The organism is Martelella lutilitoris (assembly GCF_016598595.1).
Classification (GTDB): Bacteria; Pseudomonadota; Alphaproteobacteria; order Rhizobiales; family Rhizobiaceae; genus Martelella; species Martelella lutilitoris_A.
Map to the genome: position 1 here is coordinate 952,879 of NZ_CP066786.1, position 24,413 is coordinate 977,291.

A 24,413-nucleotide genomic window follows, 5' to 3' on the forward strand; every position below is an offset into this window, starting at 1 on the left:
TCGCTCCCTGGCGCATCGGCCCGAAAATCGGAATTGATTTTCGGAAAGCACGATGCGCAGATTCAACAGGCTAGAGCGTCCTTTGTGCGTCCGAATGGACGCACGGCGCTCTAGAGAAACTGTTCGCCCGGACGAGGTGCCCGGGCGCTTTGATGCCTTGTTGCTCCGGCCCGATTCAGAGCGGTTCGCCGGCCAGAAGCTTCGGTTTGTCATGCATGGTGCGGCCTGCCGCTTCCTCGATGAAATAGCGCTTCAGGCCCGGCATGCGGTCGACCACGCCGAGGCCGAAATCGCGGGCGACGCGCAACGGACCTATATCGTTGGAGAAAAGTCGGTTGAGGACGTCGGTGGTCATGCCCATGCGCACCGTGTCGAAGCGGCGCCAGCTCTGGTACCGCTCCAGCGTGTCGAGCGCGCCGATATCGAGGCCCATGCGGTCGGCCTCGACGATGGTTTCGGCGAGTGCCGCGACATCCTTGAAGCCGAGATTGAGGCCCTGGCCGGAAATCGGATGGATGCCGTGGGCGGCATCGCCCGCCAGCGCCAGACGCGGCGCAATGAAGGCGCGCGACAGCGTGAGGCCGAGCGGGAAGGCGCGCCGACCGCCGGCAAGTTCGAGCTTGCCGAGATGATGTCCGAAACGACGCTCCAGCTCGACCTCGAACACCATGTCGTCGCTTTCGACCAGACGCTTGGCATCGTCGGTGCGTTCGGTCCAGACGAGTGAGGAGCGGTTGCCCTTGAGCGGCAGGATGGCGAAGGGGCCGGCCGGCAGGAAATGCTCTTCCGCGCGACCGTTATGCGGGCGTTCATGGGAAACGGTGGTGACGATGCCGGACTGGCCGTAATCGAATTTCACCGTCTTGATGCCCGCCATGTCTCTGAGCCGCGAGCGCACGCCGTCGCAGGCGACGACGAGCCGCGTTGCAACCTCCTCGCCGCCTGCAAGCGTGATCTTCGCATGGCCGCCATTGTTCTCGAAAGCCGTGACGGCAGCCCGGTGGCGGATGGTGATGCCAAGCTCGTCTGCCTTCTGCCGGAGCGCGCGGACCATGGAGACGTTCGGGATCATGTAGGCGAAGGGTTCGTTCGTCGCGGCGCGGTCGGCGAAAGTGAGGAAGACCGGCTTCACCGGTTCGCCGGTCTTCGAATCGGTGACGATCATGTCGTTGATCGGCTGGGCGTCGTCCTTGATGTCGTCCCAGAGCTCCAGCGTCTTCAGCATGTTGATCGCGGCGGCGATGATGGCCGAAGCGCGCTCGTCCTTCTGCCAGACATGTTCGGGGGCGGCTTCCATCAGCTCGATATCGAGGTGCGGCGCCGCCTTCTTGACGGCAACGGCGACGCTGAGGCCGACATAGCCACCGCCGACAATGATGATGTCCTTCATTTCGCGCTCCCTTGCGGTCGTGCCGGCATTGGCTTCAGGTCTCTCGATCAGCACCTTCGAAGCTGCTATACGGCATTGCAATACGTCAAGCGGTATATAGGGAAGCGTTCCGGATGTCACAGGCCAATCCTGCCCAAAGCGACAGCGTGCTTGCAGATCTGCTCGATCTGGAGCGGCTGGAGGAGAATCTTTATCGCGGGCAGAGTCCGGTCACGACCTGGCAACGCGTCTTCGGCGGGCAGGTGGTGGCGCAGTCGCTCGTCGCCGCCCAGCGCACGGTGCCGCCCGGCCGCTTCGTCCATTCGCTGCACGGCTATTTCATGCGGCCGGGCGACACCAAGGTGCCGATCGTCTTCCAGGTGGAGCGCCTGCGCGACGGGCGCAGCTTTTCCACCCGCAATGTCCGCGCCATACAGCACGGCGAGCCGATCTTCATCATGGCGGCCTCCTTCCAGATCGAGGAGGAGGGGTTCGAGCATCAGGACGTGATGCCGGACGTGCCGCCGCCGGAGGAACTGGTCGCCAGCGACATCATGAACGATGCCGAACACGCGCCCGCGCCGATCCGCAACTACTGGAAGCGCGAAAGGCCGATCGAATTGCGCCCCGTGGACCTGGAGCAGTTCCTGTGGCGCAAGAAGCGCTCGCCGCGCCAGAGCATCTGGATCCGCGGCAACGGCATGCCGCCCAAGGGCCGCGCCTACCAGACCGCCTTTCTCTCCTACATGTCGGACATGACGCTTCTCGATACGACGCTCTATCCGCATGAGAGCTCGGTGTTTTCCGACGGCATCCAGGGTGCGAGCCTCGATCACGCGGTCTGGTTCCACCGCCCCTTCGACATTTCCGACTGGCTTCTCTACGTGCATGAAAGCCCCTCGGCCAACGGCGCGCGCGGGCTTGCCTATGGCAAGATCTTTGCCCGCGACGGCACGCTGGTGGCCTCCGTGGCCCAGGAGGGACTGATCCGGCTCAACGAGAATGTCCGGCCTTTCTACGAGTGAATTCTGGAGGGCACACCGCAGTTCCGTGCGGGTGTGCACGCCCTGGGGCAACGCGCGGTTCCTGCCCGCGGAACGGCGCGGTTTCATCGTTTCGGACACTGTGTCTTGCAGCCCATTCAGCCATATGCATAAAAATTAGGCAATTGCCGTGATTTGCGCACATCTGCGTGCGAATGCTGCCGCAGTTTTGCCGCCATGTGTTTGGCGATATAAAATCATCATAAAAATCAATTGATTATAAGAAAACTTCGAATCTGGCACGGACTTTGTATGTCTCTGATAGGCCGCTGACGGATTCGCCTGTCCAAGCGGTAAGGAGATTCGGTTCCTTCGGGAGCCGAGGGTAAACAAAGGATGGGAAACCAGATGAAAATTGTGATGGCCATCATAAAGCCGTTCAAGCTGGATGAGGTGCGTGAGGCCCTCACCGCTGTCGGCATTCAGGGCCTGACCGTTACCGAGGTCAAGGGGTACGGTCGGCAGAAGGGGCACACCGAGATTTATCGCGGCACGGAATATGCCGTCAGCTTTCTTCCCAAGCTGAAGGTCGAAGTCGCGGTTGCTGCCGATGTGGTTGAGAAGGCTGTCGAGGCGATCGCCTCCTCCGCAAAGACCGGCCAGATCGGTGACGGCAAGATCTTTGTCTATTCCATCGAACAGGCCGTGCGCATCCGCACCGGCGAAACCGATTCCGAAGCGCTGTAAGACAGCAGGGGGTAATCAGTCTATGTCTTCCAAACTCAAACTCTTTGCGGGCGTCACGGCGGTTGCGGCAGCTTCCTTTGCCTTTCCCGCGCTGGCTCAGGACGAAACTGTGATCGACCTGACGACGGCAACCGGCGTTTCGCCGGCAACCGCTGAAATCCTCAACACCATGCTGTTCCTCATCGGCGGCTTCCTGGTCATGTGGATGGCAGCGGGCTTCGCCATGCTCGAAATGGGCCTGGTGCGCAAGAAGAACGCCTCCATGCAGGGCCTGAAGAACATCGCCCTCTATTCGGTCGGCGGCATCATGTTCTGGTTCACCGGCTACAACCTGATGTATTCCGGCGTCGACGGCGGCTTCATGGGCTCGTTCGGCCCCTACGTCTTCCCGGGCCCCGGCATGGATGATGGTTCCGCCGGCTATTCGGTCGCTTCCGACTGGTTCTTCCAGATGGTCTTCTGCGCCACGACCGCCTCGATCGTTTCGGGTACGGTTGCCGAGCGTATCAAGTTCTGGCCGTTCATCATCTTCACCGTCATCCTGACCGGTATCCTCTATCCGATCACAGGTTCCTGGCAGTGGGGCGGCGGCTGGCTCGCTGAAATGGGCTTCTCCGACTTCGCCGGTTCGACGCTGGTTCATTCTGTCGGCGGCTGGGCCGCTCTTGCCGGCGCGCTCGTTCTCGGTGCGCGTGCGGGCAAATACGGCGCTGACGGTTCCGTTCACCCGATGCCGGGTTCCAACATCCCGCTCGCCGTTCTCGGTACCTTCATCCTGTGGCTCGGCTGGTTCGGCTTCAACGGCGGCTCGCAGCTTGCCATCGGCTCGATCGCGGATGCCGGCGACGTCTCCAAGATCTTCGTCAACACCAACCTGGCTGCTGCTGCCGGTGCCGTCGTTGCGATGATCCTGCTGCAGATCATCTACAAGAAGGTCGACGTCACCATGGTCCTCAACGGCGCGCTTGCCGGTCTGGTCTCGATCACGGCCGAACCGCTGACGCCGTCCGTTCCGGCCGCGCTCTTCATCGGCGGTATCGGTGGCGTTATCGTCGTCGTCTTCGTCCCGCTGCTCGACAAGCTGAAGGTCGACGACGTTGTCGGCGCCATCCCGGTTCACCTGATCGCCGGTATCTGGGGAACCTTCATCGTTCCGCTCACCAATGACGGCACGTCCTTCGGCACGCAGATCATCGGTATTGTCTCGATCGGCGTCTTCACTTTCGTAGCATCGCTGATCGTCTGGTTCATCCTCAAGGCCGTCATGGGCATCCGTGTCTCGCCGGAAGAGGAAGCGGACGGGCTCGACAAGTCGGAAGTCGGCGTCGAGGCCTATCCGGAATTCATGTAATTCCGCTTCAGAGCTACGGCCCGTATCATGCGGGCCGCGCGAACCCGGGCCCCGCGGCCCGGGTTTTTTGTTGGGGTATGGCCGTCGTTTTTCGATGGTTAAAGAGGCTTTAACCCATCGCTGCTAGCCTGCCGGCGATGCCCATTGTGCCGGCTGCCGAACAGGCGCCGGCGTTCAGGGCGGCCGAATCAGAACAGAGTTTCAGGAACGGACAGACATGGCGGCACGAGCAGAGCGATACGGGGAAAAGAGCAGCGGGGAGTTCTCCTTCACCGGTTTTGTGCGACGCTATGTTGCGGCCCTTTTCGGCTTCGCGCTGTTCGTTGCCCTCTGCCTGGCGATCGCCGCGCTTGCGACATGGAACGTGGACGATCCAAGCGGCCTGCACGCCACCGGCCGCCTGCCGACCAATATTCTCGGCTATCCCGGCGCCGATTTCGCCGACATCATGATGCAGTCCTTCGGTCTGGCGAGCGTATTCGCGCTTCTGCCGGTGCTGTCCTGGGCGCTGGCGCTGATGGCTGGTCGGCCCATCCATCGCAAGCCCTCGCGGCTGTTTGCCTGGTTCGGCGCAGGTCTCGTGACGGCGGCCGTGCTCGGCTGCTTTCCCGCGCCGCCCACCTGGCCGCTGCCGAACGGGCTCGGCGGCGTTGCCGGCGACCTGATCCTGCGCTTTCCGGCGCTGTTCCTCGGTCAGTATCCGGCAGGCGTCGCCGCCATGATTGTCGGCGCGATCTTCGCGGTGCCGGCCCTCTTTCTGCAGCTTTACGCCGCCGGCCTGATCGTGCGTCAGCCGCCGGTTGTTGTCGAAAAGCCCGCTGTCCGGCAGACGGATCATGATCCGGGAGCGCCCTCCGTCGCCGATCTTTCCGAGGAGCGCGACGGTTTCTTCTCGCTCGCGCCGCTCATCGGTCATATGGCGCATTCCTGGTACATAACGCGCGCGCGCCTCAATCGTCTCTTCGCCCGCAAGCGCGCCGATGAAGAAGACGACCTGTTCGACGAGCCCTATGACTTCAACGAGGACAGTTTCGAACGTCTCGACGAAGAGGAGCGTCCGTCCTACCAGAGTCGCGGCGAGCCAAGCCTCGTTGACCCGGAAGCACGGCGTGAACGCGGCTACGCGCCGGTCGATCCGCCGCCCTTCGACTATGACGAGGCAGGCAGGGGTTTCGATCCGGGCTATGACGATGATGACGACGACTATCTTCCCGACGGCGTGCTGAGCGCCGATTTCGACATGCCCGGCGCGCGGCGGAGCGACATGGAGGCGGGAAGCCGCGCCACGGTCACCCGCGAAGCCCCCCGCGCGCCTGTGGTGGCGGCACCTGCGCCGCCGCCGCGTCCGGCAAGCGCCGAGACGGTGCGCCGCCCGGCCCGCGACAGCCATCGCAGCGCCGGCCATTTCGAGCTGCCCTCCCACAGCCTTCTTGCCGAACCCAAGGGACTTGCGCGCGACAAGGCGCTTTCGAAGGAGGTGCTGGAGGACAATGCCCGCACACTGGAGAAGGTGCTGGAGGATTTCGGCGTCAAGGGCGAGATCATTCATGTGCGGCCGGGGCCTGTCGTCACCCTTTACGAACTGGAGCCTGCGCCCGGCATCAAGTCGTCGCGCGTCATCGGCCTTGCCGATGATATCGCCCGCTCGATGGCGGCGATCTCGGCCCGCGTCGCCGTCATTCCCGGACGCAACGCCATCGGCATCGAACTGCCGAACCCCCATCGCGAGACCGTGTTCCTGCGCGAGATCATCGCCAGTCAGGACTTTGAAAAGTCCAAGGCGAAGCTCGCCATGGCGCTCGGCAAGACCATCGGCGGCGAAAGCGTTACGGTCGATCTTGCCAAGATGCCGCATCTCCTGATTGCCGGCACCACCGGCTCGGGTAAATCGGTTGCCGTCAACACCATGATCCTGTCGCTGCTCTACAGGCTGTCGCCGGATGAGTGCCGGCTGATCATGATCGACCCGAAAATGCTCGAGCTTTCGGTCTATGACGGCATCCCGCATCTTTTGTCGCCGGTCGTGACCGACCCAAAGAAGGCCGTCGTCGCGCTCAAATGGACCGTGCGCGAGATGGAAGAGCGCTACAAGAACATGGCGAAGCTCGGCGTGCGCAATATCGACGGCTTCAACAGCCGCGTGCGCCAGGCCGCCGAGAAGGGCGAAACGCTGTCGCGCACCGTCCAGACTGGTTTCGACCGCGAAACCGGCGAAGCGATCTACGAGACGGAGGAGTTCGATCTCGAGCCGATGCCCTATATCGTCGTGATCATCGACGAAATGGCCGACCTGATGATGGTTGCCGGCAAGGATATCGAAGGCGCCGTCCAGCGTCTGGCGCAGATGGCGCGCGCGGCCGGCATCCATGTCATCATGGCCACGCAGAGGCCGTCGGTCGATGTGATCACCGGCACGATCAAGGCAAACTTCCCGACGCGCATCTCCTTCCAGGTGACGTCCAAGATCGACAGCCGCACCATTCTGGGCGAGCAGGGCGCCGAACAGCTTCTCGGCCAGGGCGACATGCTGCACATGGCCGGTGGCGGGCGCATCCAGCGCGTCCACGGGCCCTTCGTCTCCGACCCGGAGGTGGAAGAGATCGTCGCCTATCTGAAGACGCAGGGAACGCCCGACTACCTCGACGCGATCACTGCGGATGATGACGACGACATGGTCGATTCCGACGGCAGCAGCGCGTCCAACCTCTCCAAATCGGATGACCCCTATGATCAGGCGGTCGCCATCGTGCTGCGCGACGGCAAGGCCTCGACGTCCTACGTCCAGCGCCGGCTTGGCATTGGCTATAACCGCGCGGCAAGCCTGATCGAGCGGATGGAGGGCGAAGGCGTGATCGGCCCGGCAAACCACGCGGGAAAACGCGAAATTCTGGTGCCGACGGAGCGCGATATCATTGAAGGGTCCAATTGACGCCCCATCTTTGAGTGCACGAACAATCCGGCGCCTGCCCAGAAATCGCCGTCTTGGCCGGGCAGGAAGCGCTTTAACAGAGTTTCAGGATATTGACAGATGAGTGACCGCAACGTGACCACGCCCCCAAACGCCACACGGTCGCGCCGGCAGTTCATGGGCGGGATCGCGGGCGGCGCGGCAATGCTGTTCTGCGCTGCCGCTCCGGTCTTCGCGCAGACATCGACCGTACCGTTGCCGACGAAACGCGACGGGTCGCAGCAGGTCGCGCAGGCCACCACGGCGGCGCCGGCCGATGCCGCCCAGAAGATCGCCAACCATTTTTCCTCGGTCAAGACGATGACCGGTGAGTTCATGCAGTTCGGCCCGCGCGGCGACCAGGCCGGCGGCAAGTTCTATCTGGAGCGCCCGGGCAAGCTGCGTTTCGACTATGATCCTCCGTCGACGCTGAAGGTGATCGCCGATGGCCGCAATGTCGCCGTCGGCAATGGCGAGCTCGATACCTGGGACTTCTACCCCCTGTCACGCACGCCGCTCAGCCTGCTCCTGGCTGACCAGATCGACCTCGAGAACCGGATGGTGCGCGATGTGCGCCAGCAGAGCGGGCTGACGATCATCGTGCTTGGCGACAAGTCGATCTTCGGCGACCAGGTGATCACGCTGATGTTCGACAGCAAGACCTATGAGCTGCGTCAGTGGACCATTACAGATGCCCAGGGCAAGGACACGACCGTGATCCTCTCCAACGTCCGCACCGGCGTCGAATTCGGCCGCTCCGTTTTCCGCATCCCCTACGACCAGATCATGGCAAGCCCCAGCTCCAGCAACTGACGGCCTTCCGGTCGCCTCGAGAATCGCCTATTGCTGATGCCCCTTCGGCAAAGGCAGGAAAGGCGTCGACTTGGAACTGAAGCTTACCACATGGAACATCAACTCGGTGCGCCTGCGCCTGCCGATCGTCAGCAGGTTTCTTGACGAGCACGCGCCGGATGTTCTCTGCCTTCAGGAAATCAAATGTCTGAACGACCAGTTCCCCTACAAGGCGCTGCGCGAACTCGGTTACGAGCATATCGCGGTCCATGGCCAGAAAGGCTATCATGGCGTTGCCATCGTTTCGCGCCTGCCGCTCGGCGAAGGGTTCTCGACCGATTACTGCGCCATGGGCGACACCCGGCACATCGCGGCGGTGATCGATGTCGGCGGCCGGAAGATCCGCCTGCACAATTTCTATGTACCGGCCGGCGGCGATGAACCGGATCCGGAGGTCAATCCGAAATTCCGCCACAAGCTCGATTTTCTGGCAGAGATGAAGGCGCTGAAGGCGGATGCCGAGGATGGCGTCAGCTCAATTCTGGTCGGCGATCTCAACATCGCGCCGATGGAGCATGATGTCTGGTCGCACAAGCAACTCCTGAAGGTCGTCAGCCACACGCCGGTGGAAACCGAGGGCATGCGCGACCTGATCACCGCAGGCGGCTGGACCGACCTGATGCGCCACGTCACACCGGAGGACGAAAAGCTCTACACCTGGTGGAGCTATCGCGCCAAGGACTGGAAGGCCGCCAATCGCGGCCGCAGGCTCGATCACATCTGGTCTTCTGCCGATCTCGTTCCCGCCTTTAGCGGCTTCGAGATCCTCGCCGATGCGCGCGGATGGGAAAAACCCTCCGACCATGTGCCGGTGACGGGTTACTTCTCGCTCTGATCGGCGGAAGGGCCGGGCGGCATGGCGTTGATTGCGCCCATCAGCAGAATGCCGAGTACCGTTGCATTCAGGATATGCCAGAGAAAATGCGTGCCGAGCCCGCCGGTGATCGCGCATGAGGCCTGGTCCAGGCTGCGGAAGGTCAGCGAGATGATGAAGATCGCCGTGGCGCCGGCGAAATAGCGCCACACCGGATGGCCGCGATAAGCGGCGATCGCGCTGGCAAGCGCCATGGCGATCAGCGCCGGCGCATATTGCAGCGAGCCGTTGAGTGCGGCGCCGTTACGCCCCAAAAGCCCGACGAGATAGACCACCGCCACGAAGCCGAACAGGGTCGCCACCATGTAGCCGATGATGTCGAAACTCTTGCCGCCAGTGACGCGGATGAAGATCAGCAGGATATAGGCAAAGAAGAACAGCCAGATCGGGATCACGTCGAGCGCGCCGGAAAGCGGCGTTGCCAGCGTGTGGAACAGGAACGATCCGACGCCGATGGCGAAGACCAGCGCGATCACGGTCAGCTCGATCAGTGAACGCTCGGCACGACGCCAGGCCTTCGGCCAGGCAATCATCGCGGCGATGATGAAGGCAAGGTTGGTGAGCGCGTTGACGGGCTCGTTCCAGAACCCGGCCGCCGTCCGTTCGCAGTAGAGATCGACGAAGCTCTCCATCCCTCAATACGCCTTCATGTCCCACATCTGCCTGAGCGATTGCCGGTAGTTCGGAAACTCGAATTCGTAGCCGAGCTTCTTCAGCTTGGCGTTGCTGACGCGCTTGTTCTCGCCCCAGAAGGAGCGCGCCATCGGCGAGAGGTCGGCGTCCTCGAAGGCGATTTCCGGCGGCGGTTCGATGCCCATCAGCCGGGCGGCCTCCACGATCACGTCCTGCGGCGGCGAAGGTTCGTTGTCGGTGACATTGAAGATGCCGCCGAAGCCATGCTCGGCCAGGAAGGCGGTGGCGTAACCGATATCCTCGACCCGGATCCGGTTGAAGACCTGGTTTTCCTTGATGATGCGCTTCTGCGTGCCCTCCATCAGCCGGCGGAAGGCATTGCGGCCCGGACCATAGATGCCGGAAAGCCTCAGGATCGCCACCGGAATGCCGTGCTCCTCGCCTGTTTCCAGCCATTGCCGCTCGACCTCGAGCCGTCGCCTGGAACGCCCCGATGTCGGCCGGCATTCCGACGTCTCGTCGACCCAGGCGCCCTCATGGTCGCCATAGACCCCGACCGTGGAGAGGTAGCAGACCCACTGCAACGACGGCAGTTCGAAATGCACCACGCGGCGGGCGATGTTGAGAAGAAGATCACCTTCCTCGCCGGGCGGAATGGTCTGCACGACATGCGTCGCCTGGCGCAGCTTGCGGGCAAGCGACCGGTCGATGGTTTCGCCATCGAAGATGAAGGTTTCGATGCCGCACGCGCCAAGCATGGCGGCGTTCTCGGCCGTCCGCGTCGTGCCGGCGACATGATGGCACGCCGGCGCCAGGGCCGAGGCGATCGCGCGACCGGAATAGCCGGCGCCGAAAACAACTAGATGCATAGCACTTCCTCCTCGCGTTCCCATTCGCGGCGAACATCTTCATCAGTGTCATGTAAGCGTGACTTTGCCAATGCGGCAAATTCCGCTTTCGAGAGCAGGCGGGCGAGCGCCCACACCGCCATGGCGCGCACCGCTGCGCTGTCGTCGTCAAGAAGCCGACGGCACTCCCCTGCGAGATGCGGATGACCGCTGTTGCCGGCGGCGATCAGACAGTTGCGGACAAAACGGTCGCGCCCGATCCGCTTGACCGGCGAACCGGAAAAGAATTTTCGGAAGGCGGCATCGTCAAAACGCAGGAACATCGAAAGGTCCGGGGCTTTCAGATCCTCGCGCGCGGCGAGCTTCATCTCTGAGGCGGTCTCGGCGAACTTGTTCCAGGGGCAGGCGGCCAGGCAGTCGTCGCAGCCATAGATGCGGTTGCCCATGGCGCTTCTGAATTCTTCAGGGATGACGCCGTGATGCTCGATGGTGAGGTAGGAGATGCAGCGCCGGGCATCCAGCCTGTAGGGCGCGGGAAAGGCCTCGGTCGGGCAGACGTCGAGACAGGCGCGGCAGGAGCCGCAGTGATCCTTGTCCGCGCCATCGGGGTCCAGTTCCTCGGTGGTGAAGATCGAACCGAGAAACAGCCAGGAGCCATAGTCGCGGCTCACCAGATTGGTGTGCTTGCCCTGCCAGCCGATGCCGGCCTTTTCGGCAAGCGGCTTTTCCATCACCGGCGCGGTGTCGACGAAGACCTTCACATCCGCTCCGGAACGCGCGGCGAACCGGCCCGCCATCTGCTTCAGCTTGCCCTTGATGACATCGTGATAGTCGCGGTTGCGGGCATAGACGGAGATATTGGCGCGATCGCGCTGTTCCAGCAGCGGGCGTGGATCTTCGTCCGGCCCGTAGTTCATGGCCAGCATGATGACGGAGCGGGCATCGGGCCAGAGGCCAAGCGGAGAGGATCGCCGTTCAAGCGTCTCTTCCATCCATGCCATTTCGCCGTGATATCCGTTTTCGACGAAAGCCCTCAACGCTGCGGCAGATTCCGGCAGGTCCTCGGCGCGCGCGATCCGGCAGGCATCGAAGCCGATCGCCCGCGCCTCTTCCTGCAGGAAGCGTTTCAGTTTTTCCCGGCGTTCAGCCATTGATCCACCGCTCTGTTGCGCCGTTCTGATAAACGTGGCGTCTTGCGGCTCAAAAATCCAGATCGGCGTAATGGGAAACCGGCACGACTCCGCGCACGCGGTCGGCCAGCAACGCGCGGAAGGCGGGCCGTGATTTCAGCCGCTGGTACCATTCCTTGGCCGCGGGCGCCTCGTCCCAGTTGATTTCGCCCAGATAGTCGAGGGCCGAAATGGCGCCGCCGGCGGAAAGGTCGGCATAGCTCATGCGCTTGCCCGCAAGCCAGCCGCGGTTGCCGGCAAGCCAGGCAAGATATTTCATATGCTGGCGGATATTGGCGCGCGCAGCCCGCAGGATGCGCGAATCGGGCGCGCCCCCGCCGTGCTCGCTTCCCATCTGCAGCTTGTAGACCCGTTCGCGGCAGAGCGGGTAGGTTACGTCCTGTTCCAGTTTCAACAGGAACCATTCGGTCAGCCGGCGGATCTCGGCGCGCTGGAAGGGTTCCTCGGCAAGAAGCCGGCGCTCGCGCTGCAGCACGCCATGGGTCTCGTCCATGAATTCGGCGATGACGAAGGGGCCGCAGAGCGCACGCATATTGTCGTCGACATAGACCGGAAGCGTTCCGGCCGGATTGGCGGTGAGAAAGGCCTTGCGTTTCTCCCAGGGCCGTTCCTCGATCAGGTCAACGTCGAAAGCATATTCGCCGATGACCAGGCGAATGAAACGCGATGCGGCGGACATGGGGTGATGGTAGAGCGTAGACATCTGGCTTTCGTCGCATGAAACGGGGCGCGATCATGCCCCCGATCCGGTTTTCAGGCGCGGACAAGAGGTTTGGCGCGGTCGTTCGTTCGTGTTCGAGTGGGCCCATCCTATCGCCGAAGGATTAACGATGGGTGACCGGCCTAACCGCCGGGACTGATCACGCCCATCGCCAGAAGCACGAGAAGCGCGCCGCCGAGGATCACGCGATAATAGACGAAGGGCATGTAATTGCGGGTGGAAACGAGCTTGAGGAAGAACACGATCACCGCATAGCCGACGACGAAGGCAATCAGGGTCGCAAGCGCTGTCGCGCCCCAGCCGACCGGATTGTCCTCGCCGATGCTCTTGAAAAGCTGATAGAAGCCGGAACCGAACACGGCCGGCACAGCGAGCAGGAAGGAATAGCGGGCCGCCGCCTCGCGGGTGTAGCCGAGCAGCAGGCCAGCGCTGATCGTGCCGCCCGAGCGCGAGACGCCGGGAATCAGCGCCATGGCCTGGGCAAAACCGTAGAGAATGCCGTCGCGCCAGGACAGCTTGTCGAGCGTGACCTTCTTGGCGCCCACCTTGTCGGCATAGCCCATGATCAGGCCGAAGACGATCAGCATGGTGGCGGTGATATAGAGGTTGCGCAGCGAATGCTCGATCTGGTCCTTGAAGAGCAGGCCGAGAACGACGATTGGGACCGAGCCGATGATGATCAGCCAGCCCATGCGCACGTCTGCCGGAGAATGGCGTCCGGGATAGTCGCCGAGCTTCAGGTTCTTGGCCAGCCAGGCGCTGGCGATGCGCATGATGTCGGACCAGAAATAGACGAGAACCGCCGTTTCCGTGCCGATCTGGGTGATCGCCGTAAACGCCGCGCCGGGATCAGCGCCCGAAGGCAGGAACTCGCCGGCAATGCGCAGATGCGCGCTTGAGGAAATGGGAAGAAATTCCGTGAGGCCCTGCAACAGGCCGAGAAAGGCGGCTTCGATCCAACCGATATCCATGCGCTTGAAAATCCCTGCTCACTGAAAAACTGTAGCTGAAAACGCGATCTTGAAAAAATGGCGGCCCGTCCTTCAAAACCGGTTTCACGACCGCCAGGCATTAGTAGCCGAACAGGGCGCTATTGGGAAGCTGTGTGGCGCCGGCGAACGCTAATGGTGACTTTCCGTGCCGGAGATCGAAACGCCGTTGCTTGCCAATATGCAAAGAGCGCGTATCCTGTCCTTCAAAGGGTCACACTGAGGAGCAGGGGATCAAAATGACAGAGACAGGTTATATCGGCAGAGAGCACCGCAATGTGGGTTTCGGTGAGGCTCTCCGACTTGGTTTCAGCAATTACGCATTGTTTCGCGGGCGGTCATCACGCGGCGCCTTCTGGTTCTGGGTGCTCGGGACCGCGATCGTCAGCGTGATTTTGTCCGGCATCGACTATGTCCTTTTCGGCAGTTCGCAGCCGGGCTTTCTTGGCGGTATCTGGAGCCTTGCCATCCTGGTGCCGAATATTGCGGTTGCCGCGCGCCGTCTGCATGATGTCAACCACAGTGGCTGGTGGCTGCTTCTTGTCTTCACCGGCATCGGCATCCTGCTGCTGCTTTTCTGGTACGTCCAGCCGGGACAGGCGCAGACCAATGATTTCGGTCCCGATGTCGAAGCCGGGAAGGGCTGAGGCGCAGCGTATTTGCAAGTAAGGCGCGTTTGAAGGCGGATGTCTTCGAACGGGCTCGCGGCCGTTCACCGGACTGTGATCGCAGGCGGGTCTTCTGCGTGGCGTGAGGCCCTTTGCGTTTACCATTCGGTAACCATCTTTCTCCAGAATCACGCGCGAGAAGGAGACGTCCGATGTCCAGGTTCCGACTGCTCAATGCCGTCCGCGTCGTGTGTGCGCTTGCCGCCTTCATGCTTGCCTTCGCGGCGGGCGCGGGGGTTTCCAGCGTCGCCAACGCCTATGACCGCGGCCAGGTCGACCGCCAGTTCCGGAACTGGCTGGCGACCGACATGCGCAGCGCCGCCCTGCGTTCGGGCGTCTCGGCAAATGTCTATGACCGCGTCACGCAAGGCCTTTCGATCAACTGGTCGCTCCCCGATCTCGTGCCGCCGGGCACGACTCCGCCGCAAAAGCGCGCGCAGACCCAGCCGGAATTCTCCGAGCCGGGACCTTATTTCTCCGAAAACAATCTGAACTATCTCGCCGTCAAGGGACGTCAGCTTTACAACCAGTACAAGCCGGTTCTCGATCAGATCGAGGCGCGCTACGGCGTGCCGGGACGCATCGTGCTCGCCATCTGGGGGCGGGAAATGGGCTACGGCGCGGCGGAGGAAAAATACGACATTCTCCAGGTGCTCGGCACCAAGGCGTTCATGACCGGCTCGCGCCAGCAGATGTTCCAGCGCGAGTTCATCGCTGCACTCCAGATCATCCAGAGCGGCGCCGCCCCCCTCGACAAGCGCAAGGCCTCCTGGGCCGGCGCTTTCGGCCAGCCGCAGCTGATGCCGTCGAACTTCCAGAACTATGCGGTCGATTTTGACGGCGACGGCGTCATCGACGTCTGGGACTCGGTGCCGGATTCGCTTGCGACCATCGCCAAGCATCTGGCAAGCGACGGTTGGGAGCGCGGCCGTGACTGGGGCTATGAGGCCGTCATTCCCGACAATGTCTCCTGTGCGCAGGAAGGGCCGGACAATGCCCGGCCGATCTCGGCCTGGGTCAAGCAGGGCATCGACCGCGTCCAGGGAAAGAGCTTTCCGGCGGACGAATTGCGCGAACCCGGCCTGATGCTGGTGCCGCAGGGCCGCTACGGGCCGGAATTCATCGTCACGCCGAATTTCTACGTGCTGAAGAAATACAACAATTCCGATCTCTACGCCCTCTTCGTCGGCAACCTCGCAGACCGCATCCAGTATGGCATGGGCGCTTTCGTTCAGCCCTGGCAGCGCACCGGCACGCTTCTGCGCTCCGATGTCGCGGCCATGCAGAAGAAGCTGATGGGCATGGGCTACGACACCGGCGGCGCCGACGGCCTCGTCGGCTACAAGACCCGCCGCTCCATCGGCGACTGGCAGATGCGCAACCGTGTGAGCCAGACCTGCTGGCCGACGCCTGAGCTGAAGAACGAATTGCTGCGGTAATCGCGGATAGGCTGAGTATTGTCCTTTCGGGATTTTGAAGGTGCCGCCGGATGAGGGCGACCCTGCCCGGGGAATTATAGCTGTCGCGCGGCCCTCAACGTTTTCCGGATGTAGGTGTTTGCAGACCGGAAATGCGATGGCCCGGAGGCTTCGGCATACCGGCCAAGCGTCCATTTTCCGGTTCAGGCATAAACGCCTTGCGCGTAGAGGTCATGATCTTCCCGGGAGGCAATGAAGGACCGCAGCTTCTTGCAGGCGGTTTCAAACTCACGGAGTAAATCTGCCCACGGCGTATCGTTGCCCTTCAGATAAAGCGGTGCGTTATAGGCCTTGAGCTGGTTCCACTTGTAGCCCTTTGCCGGCACGGATACCTCCCGTCCGGCAACGCCGTCTTCGAACCATTGGTGGAACATGCCCATCCAATGGGTGCGGTGCGCGATGATGCCTTTGATCGTGGTCGTGTCTTCAGGAGACGACAAGGTTGAGGTCTGTTCGTCAACTGACGCAAGTGTCTGCCTCAATCGCGCCAGTTCCCCGTCGAAGACGGCCAGCAATTCGGTTTTGTTCGTCGCTGCTACCATGGTTTATCGATACGAATATCGGGCGATCCATACGTTGATTCCGGTCAAACCAATGCGTTTCGCCCTTGGTGCGGCCGCGCAAACGGCCCTGGCGGGATGCTGGCGAATATCCGGCATTTGCGGGTAAGCTTCGAGCAAATGATGCAAAAGCCCGACGTCAGTCCCGCGTCAGTGATGCTGGTGATGCATGTGGTAGGGGCGGTTGAACACCTCGTCGCGCGGCGGGATCGCCTGCCGCTCGATCATGCGGCGGACTTCCGGCCTTCCCTCGCCACGATGCAGTTCGCGGATGCGGTCCAGGTTTTCGGCGTCGGCGACGGTGCGGCGCTGGTTGTGGCGCACGTAATCCACCCAGGTCGGTGCGTGGTAGGTCTCGATCCACACCTCCGGATCGGCGATATCGCGCATCAGCGCCCATTTGCGCGCGCCGTCGCGCTTGCGGATGCGGCGCCGCTCGATCATCAGTCGCAGAAACTCCTCCGTGTCGTCCGGGCTGATGATAAAGCGGGTCTCGACCACGATGGGACCGCTGCGGGCCAGCATGTCGACCTTGGTTTCGGGCGTCTGGAATCGGTTCAGAGGGTCTAGATTGAGGCTTTCAAGCGCGGGCATCTTCAGGAACAGGCCGATCGCCGCGCCAAGCGCCATCACGCCGGCGGCGGCGACGAAGGCAAGCGTGATCGAATAGTTCTCGGCCACCTGGCCCCAGAGCCAGCTGCCAAGCGCCATGCCGCCGAAGGAGGCGGTCTGGTAGAGGGACAGCGCCCGGCCGACCACCCAGCGCGGGGTTGTGAGCTGCACCACCGTGTTGAACAGCGAAAGCGTGAGGACCCAGCAGGCCCCCGCGAAAAGCAGGGCGAGACAATCGAGCACGAGCGAGGTCGACAGGCCGATCGCGACGGCGCTTGCCGCGAAGATCAGAAAGGAGACGGCGACGATCGCCTCGTTTGAAAGGCGGGCGCGGGCATGCGCGTTGGCAAAGGCGCCGCCGATCGCGCCGATGCCGAAGGCGCCGAGCATGATGCCGAAGGTCTGCGGTCCGCCGGCGATCACGTCACGCGCCACGACCGGCAGAAGCGCCAGCACCGAAACCGAGGCAAGGCCAAAGATAAAGGCGCGCAGCAACACTTTCAGGATGTTCGGCGACATCACGACATAGCGCAGGCCCGCGCCGATGGCCGTCGTCATCTTCTCGCGCGGCAACGGGCTTTCCGGGCGGCGGAATTTCCATCGGTAGACGACGGTGAGAAGGCCGAGATAGGAAAAGGCGTTGACCGTGAAGGCGGCCGCCCCGCCGCCGATGGCCACGATGGTGCCGCCGATGGCCGGGCCGAGGCTGCGGGTAATATTGAAGCCGACGGAGTTGAGCGTGACCGCGCCGGGCAGGTCCGAACGCGGCACCATATCGCCGACGGAGGCCTGCCAGGAGGGGTTGTTGAGCGCGTTGCCGCAGCCGATGAGGAAGGTGAACGCCAGAAGCAGCCACGGCGTGATCAGTCCGCTGATGGCGACGATCGCCAGGAGCACGGAAACCGTGAACATGAATGCCTGGGCCGAGAGAATCACCCTGCGGCGGTCGAAGCCGTCGGCGATCGCGCCGGCCAGAAGCGCAAACAGCATCACCGGCAACGTTGTTGACGCCTGCACCAGGGCCACCATGCTTTCCGAAGCGGAAATCGACGTCATCATCCACGCCGCGCCGACATTCTGGATCATGCTGCCGAGATTGGAGGCAACCGAGGCGAGCCAGATATAGCGGAAGGTCGGATGGGAAAAGGGCGCGAAGAGTGATTTCGGGTCTGGCGCGGGCTGCATCAATGTTCTCTGTTTCCAAATGCCGGGCATCTGCCGGGCGTCTCCGGCAGCGCACTATAGGCCCTTGCGGTGCCGCTTGCCTATACGCACTGCAGCGGGTCCGGTCCGGCACCATGGCGATAAAACTTGCAATTTGCGCGGCAAGGGATTATTTACGGCTGAAATTCTTGATCGTCAGATGAAGAGTGGGGCCTCGCGGACCCGCTCTTTTTTGTTTGGCGCGGGAGGCGGTCGCGGCCGCCGGGAGCAACTTTTGACAGATTTGACACAGATGGCGGACAAAGCAAGAGAAGAGCGGCTGATCGTGGAAACGGGCATCGACAAGAAGATCGCCGACATGATCGAGCCCGTTCTGGAAGATATCGGCTTCAAGCTCGTGCGCGTCAGGCTTTCCGGCCAGAACGGACTGACGCTGCAGATCATGGCCGAGCGTTTCGACGGCACCATGACGGTGGAGGATTGCGAGGAGGTCTCGCAGGCCGTTTCGCCGGTGCTCGATGTGGAAGACCCGATTAACCGGGCCTACCATCTGGAAGTGTCCTCGCCGGGCATCGACCGGCCGATGGTGCGCAAATCAGATTTCTACCGCTGGAAGGGTCACCTCGTGAAGTGCGAGACGTCGGTTCTCGTCAACGACCGCAAGCGCTTCCGCGGCCGCATCATCGAAGCCGATGTCGATGGCATCACGCTTCTGCGCGACGGCGTTGCCTACGGCGAGCCGCCCGAGGTGACCATTCCCTTCACCGCGCTCTCGGATGCCAAGCTGGTGCTGACCGACGAACTGATCCGTGAGGCGCTGAGGGCCGACAAGCTCGCCAAGCAGAAGGCGGCGAACGAAAACGACGACGAGGAAGATGTCGCCGACGGCGACGACAATTAAGACAGACGCCATGGCCCCGGAACGGGCGGCATGCGATTTCAGGATATTGACGGAACCGGCGCGGTTCCGCTTGCAAGGACGGAGACCCGTAAAATGGCAGTAAGTGCGAACCGGCTGGAACTGTTGCAGATCGCCGATGCGGTGGCGCGTGAAAAATCGATCGATCGCGAGATCGTCCTGACCGCCATGGCCGACGCCATCCAGAAGGCGGCCAAGTCGCGTTACGGATCGGAGACCAATATCCGCGCCGACATCAATCCCAAGACCGGCGAGATCCATCTTCAGCGCCTGCTCGAAGTGGTCGAGGAAGCCGAGGATTACAGCACGCAGATCCCGCTGGCGCTGGCGCTTGACCGAAACCCGGAAGCCAAGCTCGGCGATTTCATCGCCGACCCGCTGCCGCCGATGGATTTCGGTCGCATCGCCGCCCAGTCGGCCAAGCAGGTGATCGTCCAGAAGGTGCGCGAGGCCGAGCGCGACCGCCAGTACGACGAATACAAGGACCGCATCGGCGAGATCGTCAACGGCACGGTCAAGCGCGTCGAATATGGCAATGTCATCGTCGATCTCGGCCGTGGCGAAGCCATTATCCGCCGCGATGAGATGATCCCGCGCGAAGTGCCGCGCTACGGCGACCGCATCCGCGCCTATGTCTATGATGTGCGCCGCGAGCAGCGCGGGCCGCAGATCTTCCTGTCGCGCACCCATCCGCAGTTCATGGTCAAGCTCTTCACCATGGAAGTGCCGGAAATCTATGACGGCATCATCACCATCAAGTCGGTTGCCCGTGATCCGGGTTCGCGCGCCAAGATCGCCGTGATCTCGTCGGATTCGTCGATCGACCCGGTCGGCGCCTGCGTCGGCATGCGCGGCAGCCGCGTCCAGGCCGTTGTCGGCGAACTGCAGGGCGAGAAGATCGACATCATTCCGTGGTCGGAGGATCCGGCCTCCTTCATCGTCAACGCGCTGCAGCCGGCCGAAGTCGCCAAGGTGGTGCTGGACGAGGACGCCGAGCGCATTGACGTTGTTGTTCCGGACGACCAGCTGTCGCTGGCGATCGGCCGTCGCGGCCAGAATGTCCGTCTCGCCTCGCAACTGACGGGCTGGGACATCGACATCATGACGGAGAACGAGGAATCCGAACGCCGTCAGAAGGAATTCAACGAACGGTCGCAGCTGTTCATGGATGCGCTGGACGTTGACGAGATGGTCGGACAGGTTCTGGCGTCCGAAGGCTTTGCGGCCATCGAGGAACTCGCTTATGTCGAGCTTGACGAAATTTCCTCGATCGAGGGCTTCGACGAGGAGACGGCGGAAGAAATCCAGATGCGCGCCAAGGAATTCCTCGAGCGCCAGGAAGCCGAACTTGACGAGAAGCGCCGCGAACTCGGCGTTTCCGACGACCTGCGCCAGATCGACGGCATGACGCTGGCGATGATGGTCGCGCTTGGCGAGGACGATATCAAGACGATGGAAGACTTCGCCGGTTGCGCCGCTGACGATCTTGTCGGCTGGACCGAGCGTCAGAACGGCCAGACCAAGCGTTTCGAAGGCACGCTCTCGGGCTTTGACCTGTCGCGGGTGGAAGCCGAGAACATGGTCGTGCAGGCGCGTCTGGCTGTTGGCTGGATCAACGAGGAAGACCTCGCGGTTGCCGAAGAGGCGAGCGAGGACGAGGACGGCCTGGCGGAAGACGGCGTTGCCGAGGAAGGCGTCGTCGAAGAGGCCGCTTCGTCCGATGACGAAGCCGGCAAGAGCGCGTAAGGACCGGTGACCACGCCCCGCAAAGCGGCTGAAGAGGCGGCGATGAACGATCGGACCTGCATCGTGACCCGCAAGACCGGCGGACCGGATGATCTGATCCGCTTCGTCGCCGGTCCCGACGGCCAGGTGGTTCCCGATCTGAAACGTGAACTGCCGGGCAGGGGGTGCTGGGTAACGGCCGAGCGCTGGGCGGTCGACAAGGCCGTGGCCAAGGGGTTTTATGCCCGGGCGCTCAAGCAGAAGGTCGTTGCGCCGGCCGATCTCGGCGCAACCGTCGACATGTTGATGGCGCGCCAGCTTGCGGGTATGATGAACATGGCCCGCAAGGCGGGCGAGTTCGTCGCTGGGTCGGCCAAGGTCGATCTTGCGGTGAGAAGCGGCGTGGCTCTTGCCACCTTTCATGCCGCCGATGCCGCCGCCGATGGCAGGCGCAAGCTTGACCAGGCCCGCAAGGCTTTCTGGCTTCAGATGGAGGCCGAAGGGCCGATTCCGGCGTTTGTCCCTTTCGGGGCAGCGGAAATCGACACTCTTTTGCATGAGAATGCGTTTAAACATGCCGCGGCGCTTGCGGGAAAGGCCGGAGAAGGTGTAGTGAAGCGCGCGATGATGCTTCAAAGGTACCGGGCCGCTCCCGGAACTGAAGGAAAAGCCGCGATGACGAACAAATGACGACGTCACGGAATTTGGCCGTGCGCCAGAGCATGAATTTCAAAGCGGGAATTGTGTCCGTCTGAAGAGGACGGCGGTTCCCGCGCCAAGGAACGGGAACCGAATGACGGACAGTAAAGACGACAAGACATCCAACGATACGGGCAAGAAGACACTGAAGCTTAAGCCGTCGGGTGTCAGCCAGGGCACCGTGCGCCAGGATATGGGGCGCGGTCGCAGCAAGGCGGTCGTGGTGGAAACACGCAAACGCCGGCTGCACAAGCCGAGCGAAGAGACAACATCGGCGCCTGCGGCAGGACAGCGCAACCCCGCTTCCGCTCAGGCCCGTCAGCCCGAGGGCCAGCAGGCCCGCCGCGCCGACGATGCCAACCGGCAGCCGCGCCAGAACCAGCCGAAGGGCCAGCCTTCGCGTCCGGGCGGCCAGAACCGCCAGCGCGGCGGCCAGCAGCCCGATCGCGGCAATGGCGGCCAGAATCGCCAGCGCGGCAATGTGCTGCATGACCTTTCCCAGGGCGAGATGGATGCCCGCCGCCGTGCCCTGGTGATGGCGCAGCAGCGCGAGGCCGAAGAGGCCGAACGCCGCAAGCGCGAAGCGGAAGAGCGCCGCGTGGCCGAGGAGGCCGCCAAGCGCGAGGCCGAGGAAAAGGCCAGGCGCGAGGCCGAAGAGGCCAAGAAGCAGCCGGTCAAGGAAGAGGAGCCCGAGGCTCCGGAAGCCGTGGCGACCGCTGAGGCGCCTGCCGCTGCGGAACTGCCTCCGGGCGACGATGCCAAGCCGAGCCGTGCCGCCCCGCGCCACCGCCCGCAGGCCCGCACCGAGACTGACGAGGAGGGCGACGCCGGCCGCGGACGCAAGCCGCGCCGCGAGGGTGAAGACGCCGGCGGGCCCGCCCGCGGCAAGGCGTTGCGCCCGGAGGCGCCCGCCAAGCCCGCTTCGCGCCCGAAAGGCGCGGGTGAGCGCCGCCGCGGCAAGCTGACGGTGACCGCGGTCACCGGCGACGACGAGGGCGGCAGCCAGCGTGGCCGTTCGCTTTCGGCCATGCGCCGCCGCCAGGAAAAGATGCGCCGCGCCCAGATGCAGGAGCCGCGCGAGAAGGTTCTGCGCGAGGTCGTGCTGCCGGAGACCATCACCATTCAGGAACTGTCGCAGCGCATGTCCGAACGGGCTGTCGACGTGATCAAGTACCTGATGAAGGAAGGGCAGATGATGAAGCCCGGCGACGTGATCGATGCGGATCTTGCCGAGCTGATCGCCACCGAATTCGGCCATACCGTAAAGCGGGTTGCCGAATCGGACGTTGAAGAGGGTATCTTCGACGTCAGCGATGACGAGGCCGATCTCGAGCCGCGTGCGCCGGTCGTGACCATCATGGGCCACGTCGACCACGGCAAGACCTCGCTCCTTGACGCGATTCGTCATGCCAATGTCGTTTCCGGCGAGGCAGGCGGCATCACCCAGCATATTGGCGCCTACCAGGTTGAGCAGGACGGCCAGAAGATCACCTTCATCGACACCCCCGGTCACGCCGCCTTTACCGCGATGCGTGCCCGCGGCGCCGAGGTGACGGATATTGCTATTCTGGTGGTCGCCGCTGACGACAGCGTCATGCCGCAGACGATCGAATCCATCAATCACGCCAAGGCGGCCGGCGTGCCGATCATCGTTGCCATCAACAAGATCGACAAGCCCGCCGCAGATGCCCAGAAGGTGCGCACCGAACTGCTTCAGCACGAAGTGTTCGTTGAAACCATGGGCGGCGAGACCCTGGAAGTCGAAGTTTCGGCCAAGACCGGCCAGAACCTCGATAAACTTCTGGAAGCGATCCTGCTGCAGGCGGAAATTCTCGACCTCAAGGCCAATGCCGACCGCACGGCCGAGGGCGTTGTCATCGAAGCCCAGCTTGACCGCGGTCGCGGTTCCGTCGCAACGGTCCTGGTGCAGAAGGGCACGCTGAAGCCGGGCCAGGTTCTGGTTGCCGGCGACCAGTGGGGCCGCGTGCGCGCACTGATCAACGATCACGGCGAACATGTGAAGGAAGCCGGTCCGTCCATGCCGGTGGAAATCCTCGGTCTTGGCGGAACGCCGTCTGCCGGTGACCGCTTCGCCGTCGTCGAGAACGAATCGAAGGCGCGTGAGGTCTCCGAGTATCGCCAGCGGCTTGCCCGCGACAAGGCGGCGGCCCGTCAGTCCGGCTCGCGCGGTTCGCTCGAGCAGATGATGAGCCAGCTGCAGGATACCGGCCTCAAGGAATTCCCGCTGTTGATCAAGGGCGATGTCCAGGGCTCGGTCGAGGCAATCAACGCCGCGCTCGAAAAGCTCGGGACCGACGAAGTGCGCGCCCGCGTCGTTCATGCGGCGGCAGGCGGCATCACCGAATCGGATATCTCGCTTGCCGAGGCATCTGACGCGGCGATCATCGGCTTCAACGTGCGTGCGAACGCGCAGGCCCGCCGCGCCGCCGAGCAGGCAGGCATCGAGATCCGCTATTACAACATCATCTACGATCTGGTGGATGACGTGAAGGCGGCGATGTCGGGTCTCCTGTCGCCCGAGCGGCGCGAGACCTTCCTCGGCAATGCCGAGATCCTGGAAGTGTTCAACATTTCCAAGGTCGGCAAGGTCGCGGGTTGCCGCGTCACCGAAGGCAAGATGGAACGCGGCGCCGGCGTACGCCTGATCCGCGACAACGTGGTCATCCACGAAGGCAAGCTGAAGACGCTGAAGCGCTTCAAGGACGAAGTGTCCGAAGTGCCGGGCGGCCAGGAATGCGGCATGGCCTTCGAGAACTACGAGGACATCCGCGCCGGCGACGTCATCGAGGCCTTCCGCGTCGAGCATATCACCCGCACGCTCTGATTTCAGTGTGCGGAAGCGAATTGGGAGAACCGGCTTCGGCCGGTTTTTTCATGCGCGGATTTTGCCGCGTCTCCAGAATCAGAAAGCCCGGCGAACAACTCTTGAGGAGCAGCGCGCCGGGCTTTTCCGGTTTGACCGGAACTGAAACGGATCGTTTGCGGCGATCCGTTCTTTTCCCGCAATTGAGAGGAGGGAGATCGGCCTGCGGGACGGCCTTACAAAGCGTTTCAGCTATTGAA

The 24,413-nt window shown here is 62.8% G+C and carries 20 protein-coding genes; 12 read left to right on the plus strand and 8 right to left on the minus strand.

Annotated elements, in window-relative coordinates; genetic code table 11:
* Positions 1 to 175: 175 nt before the first annotated feature.
* Positions 176 to 1,390: a ubiquinone biosynthesis hydroxylase gene (locus JET14_RS04385; RefSeq protein ID WP_200336966.1), complete on the minus strand. Its 1,215-nt coding sequence runs from the start codon at positions 1,388 to 1,390 to the stop codon at positions 176 to 178.
* A 113-nt stretch (positions 1,391 to 1,503) separates the two neighbouring features.
* Between JET14_RS04385 and tesB the strand changes: the two genes are divergently transcribed.
* The 6 genes from tesB (at position 1,504) to xth (ending at position 9,084) form a co-directional block, all read left to right on the plus strand.
* Positions 1,504 to 2,394 carry an acyl-CoA thioesterase II gene (gene tesB / locus JET14_RS04390; RefSeq protein ID WP_200336967.1) on the plus strand — a complete coding sequence of 297 codons (891 nt, stop codon included), beginning with the start codon at positions 1,504 to 1,506 and terminating at the stop codon, positions 2,392 to 2,394.
* 354 nt (positions 2,395 to 2,748) lie between these two features.
* On the plus strand, positions 2,749 to 3,099 hold the full coding sequence (locus tag JET14_RS04395) for a P-II family nitrogen regulator (protein ID WP_200336968.1): 351 nt from the start codon (positions 2,749 to 2,751) through the stop codon (positions 3,097 to 3,099).
* A gap of 22 nt (positions 3,100 to 3,121) precedes the next feature.
* On the plus strand, positions 3,122 to 4,450 hold the full coding sequence (locus JET14_RS04400; RefSeq protein ID WP_200336969.1) for an ammonium transporter: 1,329 nt from the start codon (positions 3,122 to 3,124) through the stop codon (positions 4,448 to 4,450).
* Between the two features lie 217 nt (positions 4,451 to 4,667).
* Positions 4,668 to 7,379 carry an FtsK/SpoIIIE family DNA translocase gene (locus JET14_RS04405; protein WP_200336970.1) on the plus strand — a complete coding sequence of 904 codons (2,712 nt, stop codon included), beginning with the start codon at positions 4,668 to 4,670 and terminating at the stop codon, positions 7,377 to 7,379.
* Between the two features lie 99 nt (positions 7,380 to 7,478).
* Positions 7,479 to 8,210 (plus strand): outer-membrane lipoprotein carrier protein LolA, encoded by a 732-nt coding sequence (locus JET14_RS04410; protein ID WP_246750515.1) that lies wholly within the window; start codon positions 7,479 to 7,481, stop codon positions 8,208 to 8,210.
* A 70-nt stretch (positions 8,211 to 8,280) separates the two neighbouring features.
* Positions 8,281 to 9,084 (plus strand): exodeoxyribonuclease III, encoded by an 804-nt coding sequence (gene xth / locus JET14_RS04415; protein WP_200336971.1) that lies wholly within the window; start codon positions 8,281 to 8,283, stop codon positions 9,082 to 9,084.
* Here xth and JET14_RS04420 read toward each other — a convergent pair.
* The 5 genes from JET14_RS04420 to JET14_RS04440 all read right to left on the minus strand — a co-directional run bounded on the left by JET14_RS04420 (position 9,069) and on the right by JET14_RS04440 (position 13,486).
* Positions 9,069 to 9,755: a ceramidase domain-containing protein gene (locus JET14_RS04420; RefSeq protein WP_200336972.1), complete on the minus strand. Its 687-nt coding sequence runs from the start codon at positions 9,753 to 9,755 to the stop codon at positions 9,069 to 9,071. The genes xth and JET14_RS04420 overlap by 16 nt on opposite strands.
* Positions 9,756 to 9,758: 3 nt before the next feature.
* Complete coding sequence (locus tag JET14_RS04425) at positions 9,759 to 10,625, minus strand: SDR family oxidoreductase (RefSeq protein ID WP_200336973.1); 867 nt, start codon at positions 10,623 to 10,625, stop codon at positions 9,759 to 9,761.
* A complete protein-coding gene (queG, locus tag JET14_RS04430; RefSeq protein WP_200336974.1) occupies positions 10,616 to 11,755 on the minus strand; it encodes a tRNA epoxyqueuosine(34) reductase QueG in 1,140 nt (379 codons plus the stop codon). Before queG ends, JET14_RS04425 begins: the two co-directional genes overlap by 10 nt.
* A gap of 49 nt (positions 11,756 to 11,804) precedes the next feature.
* The gene (locus JET14_RS04435; RefSeq protein ID WP_024708932.1) at positions 11,805 to 12,497 is read right to left on the minus strand and encodes a glutathione S-transferase family protein; all 693 of its coding nucleotides are present in this window, start codon (positions 12,495 to 12,497) and stop codon (positions 11,805 to 11,807) included.
* A 140-nt stretch (positions 12,498 to 12,637) separates the two neighbouring features.
* Positions 12,638 to 13,486, minus strand: a complete 849-nt coding sequence (locus JET14_RS04440) for an undecaprenyl-diphosphate phosphatase (protein WP_200336975.1) — start codon at positions 13,484 to 13,486, stop codon at positions 12,638 to 12,640.
* A gap of 257 nt (positions 13,487 to 13,743) precedes the next feature.
* On the opposite strand from JET14_RS04440, the gene JET14_RS04445 reads away from it, so the two are divergent.
* Together JET14_RS04445 and JET14_RS04450 are read left to right on the plus strand one after the other, a co-directional pair.
* Entirely contained in the window at positions 13,744 to 14,151 is a 408-nt protein-coding gene (locus JET14_RS04445) for a DUF805 domain-containing protein (RefSeq protein WP_200336976.1), read from the plus strand.
* A 173-nt stretch (positions 14,152 to 14,324) separates the two neighbouring features.
* A complete protein-coding gene (locus tag JET14_RS04450; RefSeq protein ID WP_246750516.1) occupies positions 14,325 to 15,611 on the plus strand; it encodes a lytic murein transglycosylase in 1,287 nt (428 codons plus the stop codon).
* Positions 15,612 to 15,793: 182 nt separating this feature from the next.
* Here the strand turns inward: JET14_RS04450 and JET14_RS04455 are convergent, their stop codons facing one another.
* Positions 15,794 to 16,192 (minus strand): ClbS/DfsB family four-helix bundle protein, encoded by a 399-nt coding sequence (locus tag JET14_RS04455; protein WP_200336977.1) that lies wholly within the window; start codon positions 16,190 to 16,192, stop codon positions 15,794 to 15,796.
* A 168-nt stretch (positions 16,193 to 16,360) separates the two neighbouring features.
* A complete protein-coding gene (locus JET14_RS04460) occupies positions 16,361 to 18,007 on the minus strand; it encodes an MFS transporter (protein WP_246750518.1) in 1,647 nt (548 codons plus the stop codon).
* Positions 18,008 to 18,278: 271 nt separating this feature from the next.
* Here JET14_RS04460 and rimP point away from each other — a divergent pair, with 271 nt between their 5' ends.
* The 4 genes from rimP to infB all read left to right on the plus strand — a co-directional run bounded on the left by rimP (position 18,279) and on the right by infB (position 24,174).
* Positions 18,279 to 18,887 (plus strand): ribosome maturation factor RimP, encoded by a 609-nt coding sequence (gene rimP, locus JET14_RS04465; protein WP_432443062.1) that lies wholly within the window; start codon positions 18,279 to 18,281, stop codon positions 18,885 to 18,887.
* Between the two features lie 93 nt (positions 18,888 to 18,980).
* Positions 18,981 to 20,651 (plus strand): transcription termination factor NusA, encoded by a 1,671-nt coding sequence (nusA, locus tag JET14_RS04470; protein ID WP_200336980.1) that lies wholly within the window; start codon positions 18,981 to 18,983, stop codon positions 20,649 to 20,651.
* Positions 20,652 to 20,693: 42 nt separating this feature from the next.
* Positions 20,694 to 21,320, plus strand: coding sequence for an RNA-binding protein (locus JET14_RS04475; RefSeq protein WP_246750519.1), 627 nt, complete (start codon positions 20,694 to 20,696; stop codon positions 21,318 to 21,320).
* 103 nt (positions 21,321 to 21,423) lie between these two features.
* Positions 21,424 to 24,174 (plus strand): translation initiation factor IF-2, encoded by a 2,751-nt coding sequence (gene infB / locus JET14_RS04480; protein WP_200336982.1) that lies wholly within the window; start codon positions 21,424 to 21,426, stop codon positions 24,172 to 24,174.
* Positions 24,175 to 24,413 lie beyond the last annotated feature (239 nt).

Bases quoted from the DNA above. Each gene is read 5' to 3' on its own strand.
- JET14_RS04460 (WP_246750518.1), bottom strand. From the start codon at position 18,007: ATGCAGCCCGCGCCAGACCCGAAATCACTCTTCGCGCCCTTTTCCCAT.
- JET14_RS04440 (WP_200336975.1), bottom strand. From the start codon at position 13,486: ATGGATATCGGTTGGATCGAAGCCGCCTTTCTCGGCCTGTTGCAGGGC.
- infB (WP_200336982.1), top strand. From the start codon at position 21,424: ATGACGGACAGTAAAGACGACAAGACATCCAACGATACGGGCAAGAAG.
- nusA (WP_200336980.1), top strand. From the start codon at position 18,981: ATGGCAGTAAGTGCGAACCGGCTGGAACTGTTGCAGATCGCCGATGCG.
- JET14_RS04435 (WP_024708932.1), bottom strand. From the start codon at position 12,497: ATGTCTACGCTCTACCATCACCCCATGTCCGCCGCATCGCGTTTCATT.
- JET14_RS04445 (WP_200336976.1), top strand. From the start codon at position 13,744: ATGACAGAGACAGGTTATATCGGCAGAGAGCACCGCAATGTGGGTTTC.
- JET14_RS04400 (WP_200336969.1), top strand. From the start codon at position 3,122: ATGTCTTCCAAACTCAAACTCTTTGCGGGCGTCACGGCGGTTGCGGCA.
- JET14_RS04425 (WP_200336973.1), bottom strand. From the start codon at position 10,625: ATGCATCTAGTTGTTTTCGGCGCCGGCTATTCCGGTCGCGCGATCGCC.
- JET14_RS04405 (WP_200336970.1), top strand. From the start codon at position 4,668: ATGGCGGCACGAGCAGAGCGATACGGGGAAAAGAGCAGCGGGGAGTTC.
- JET14_RS04450 (WP_246750516.1), top strand. From the start codon at position 14,325: ATGTCCAGGTTCCGACTGCTCAATGCCGTCCGCGTCGTGTGTGCGCTT.
- JET14_RS04455 (WP_200336977.1), bottom strand. From the start codon at position 16,192: ATGGTAGCAGCGACGAACAAAACCGAATTGCTGGCCGTCTTCGACGGG.
- JET14_RS04420 (WP_200336972.1), bottom strand. From the start codon at position 9,755: ATGGAGAGCTTCGTCGATCTCTACTGCGAACGGACGGCGGCCGGGTTC.
- queG (WP_200336974.1), bottom strand. From the start codon at position 11,755: ATGGCTGAACGCCGGGAAAAACTGAAACGCTTCCTGCAGGAAGAGGCG.
- JET14_RS04410 (WP_246750515.1), top strand. From the start codon at position 7,479: ATGAGTGACCGCAACGTGACCACGCCCCCAAACGCCACACGGTCGCGC.
- rimP (WP_432443062.1), top strand. From the start codon at position 18,279: ATGGCGGACAAAGCAAGAGAAGAGCGGCTGATCGTGGAAACGGGCATC.
- tesB (WP_200336967.1), top strand. From the start codon at position 1,504: ATGTCACAGGCCAATCCTGCCCAAAGCGACAGCGTGCTTGCAGATCTG.
- JET14_RS04475 (WP_246750519.1), top strand. From the start codon at position 20,694: ATGAACGATCGGACCTGCATCGTGACCCGCAAGACCGGCGGACCGGAT.
- JET14_RS04385 (WP_200336966.1), bottom strand. From the start codon at position 1,390: ATGAAGGACATCATCATTGTCGGCGGTGGCTATGTCGGCCTCAGCGTC.
- JET14_RS04395 (WP_200336968.1), top strand. From the start codon at position 2,749: ATGGGAAACCAGATGAAAATTGTGATGGCCATCATAAAGCCGTTCAAG.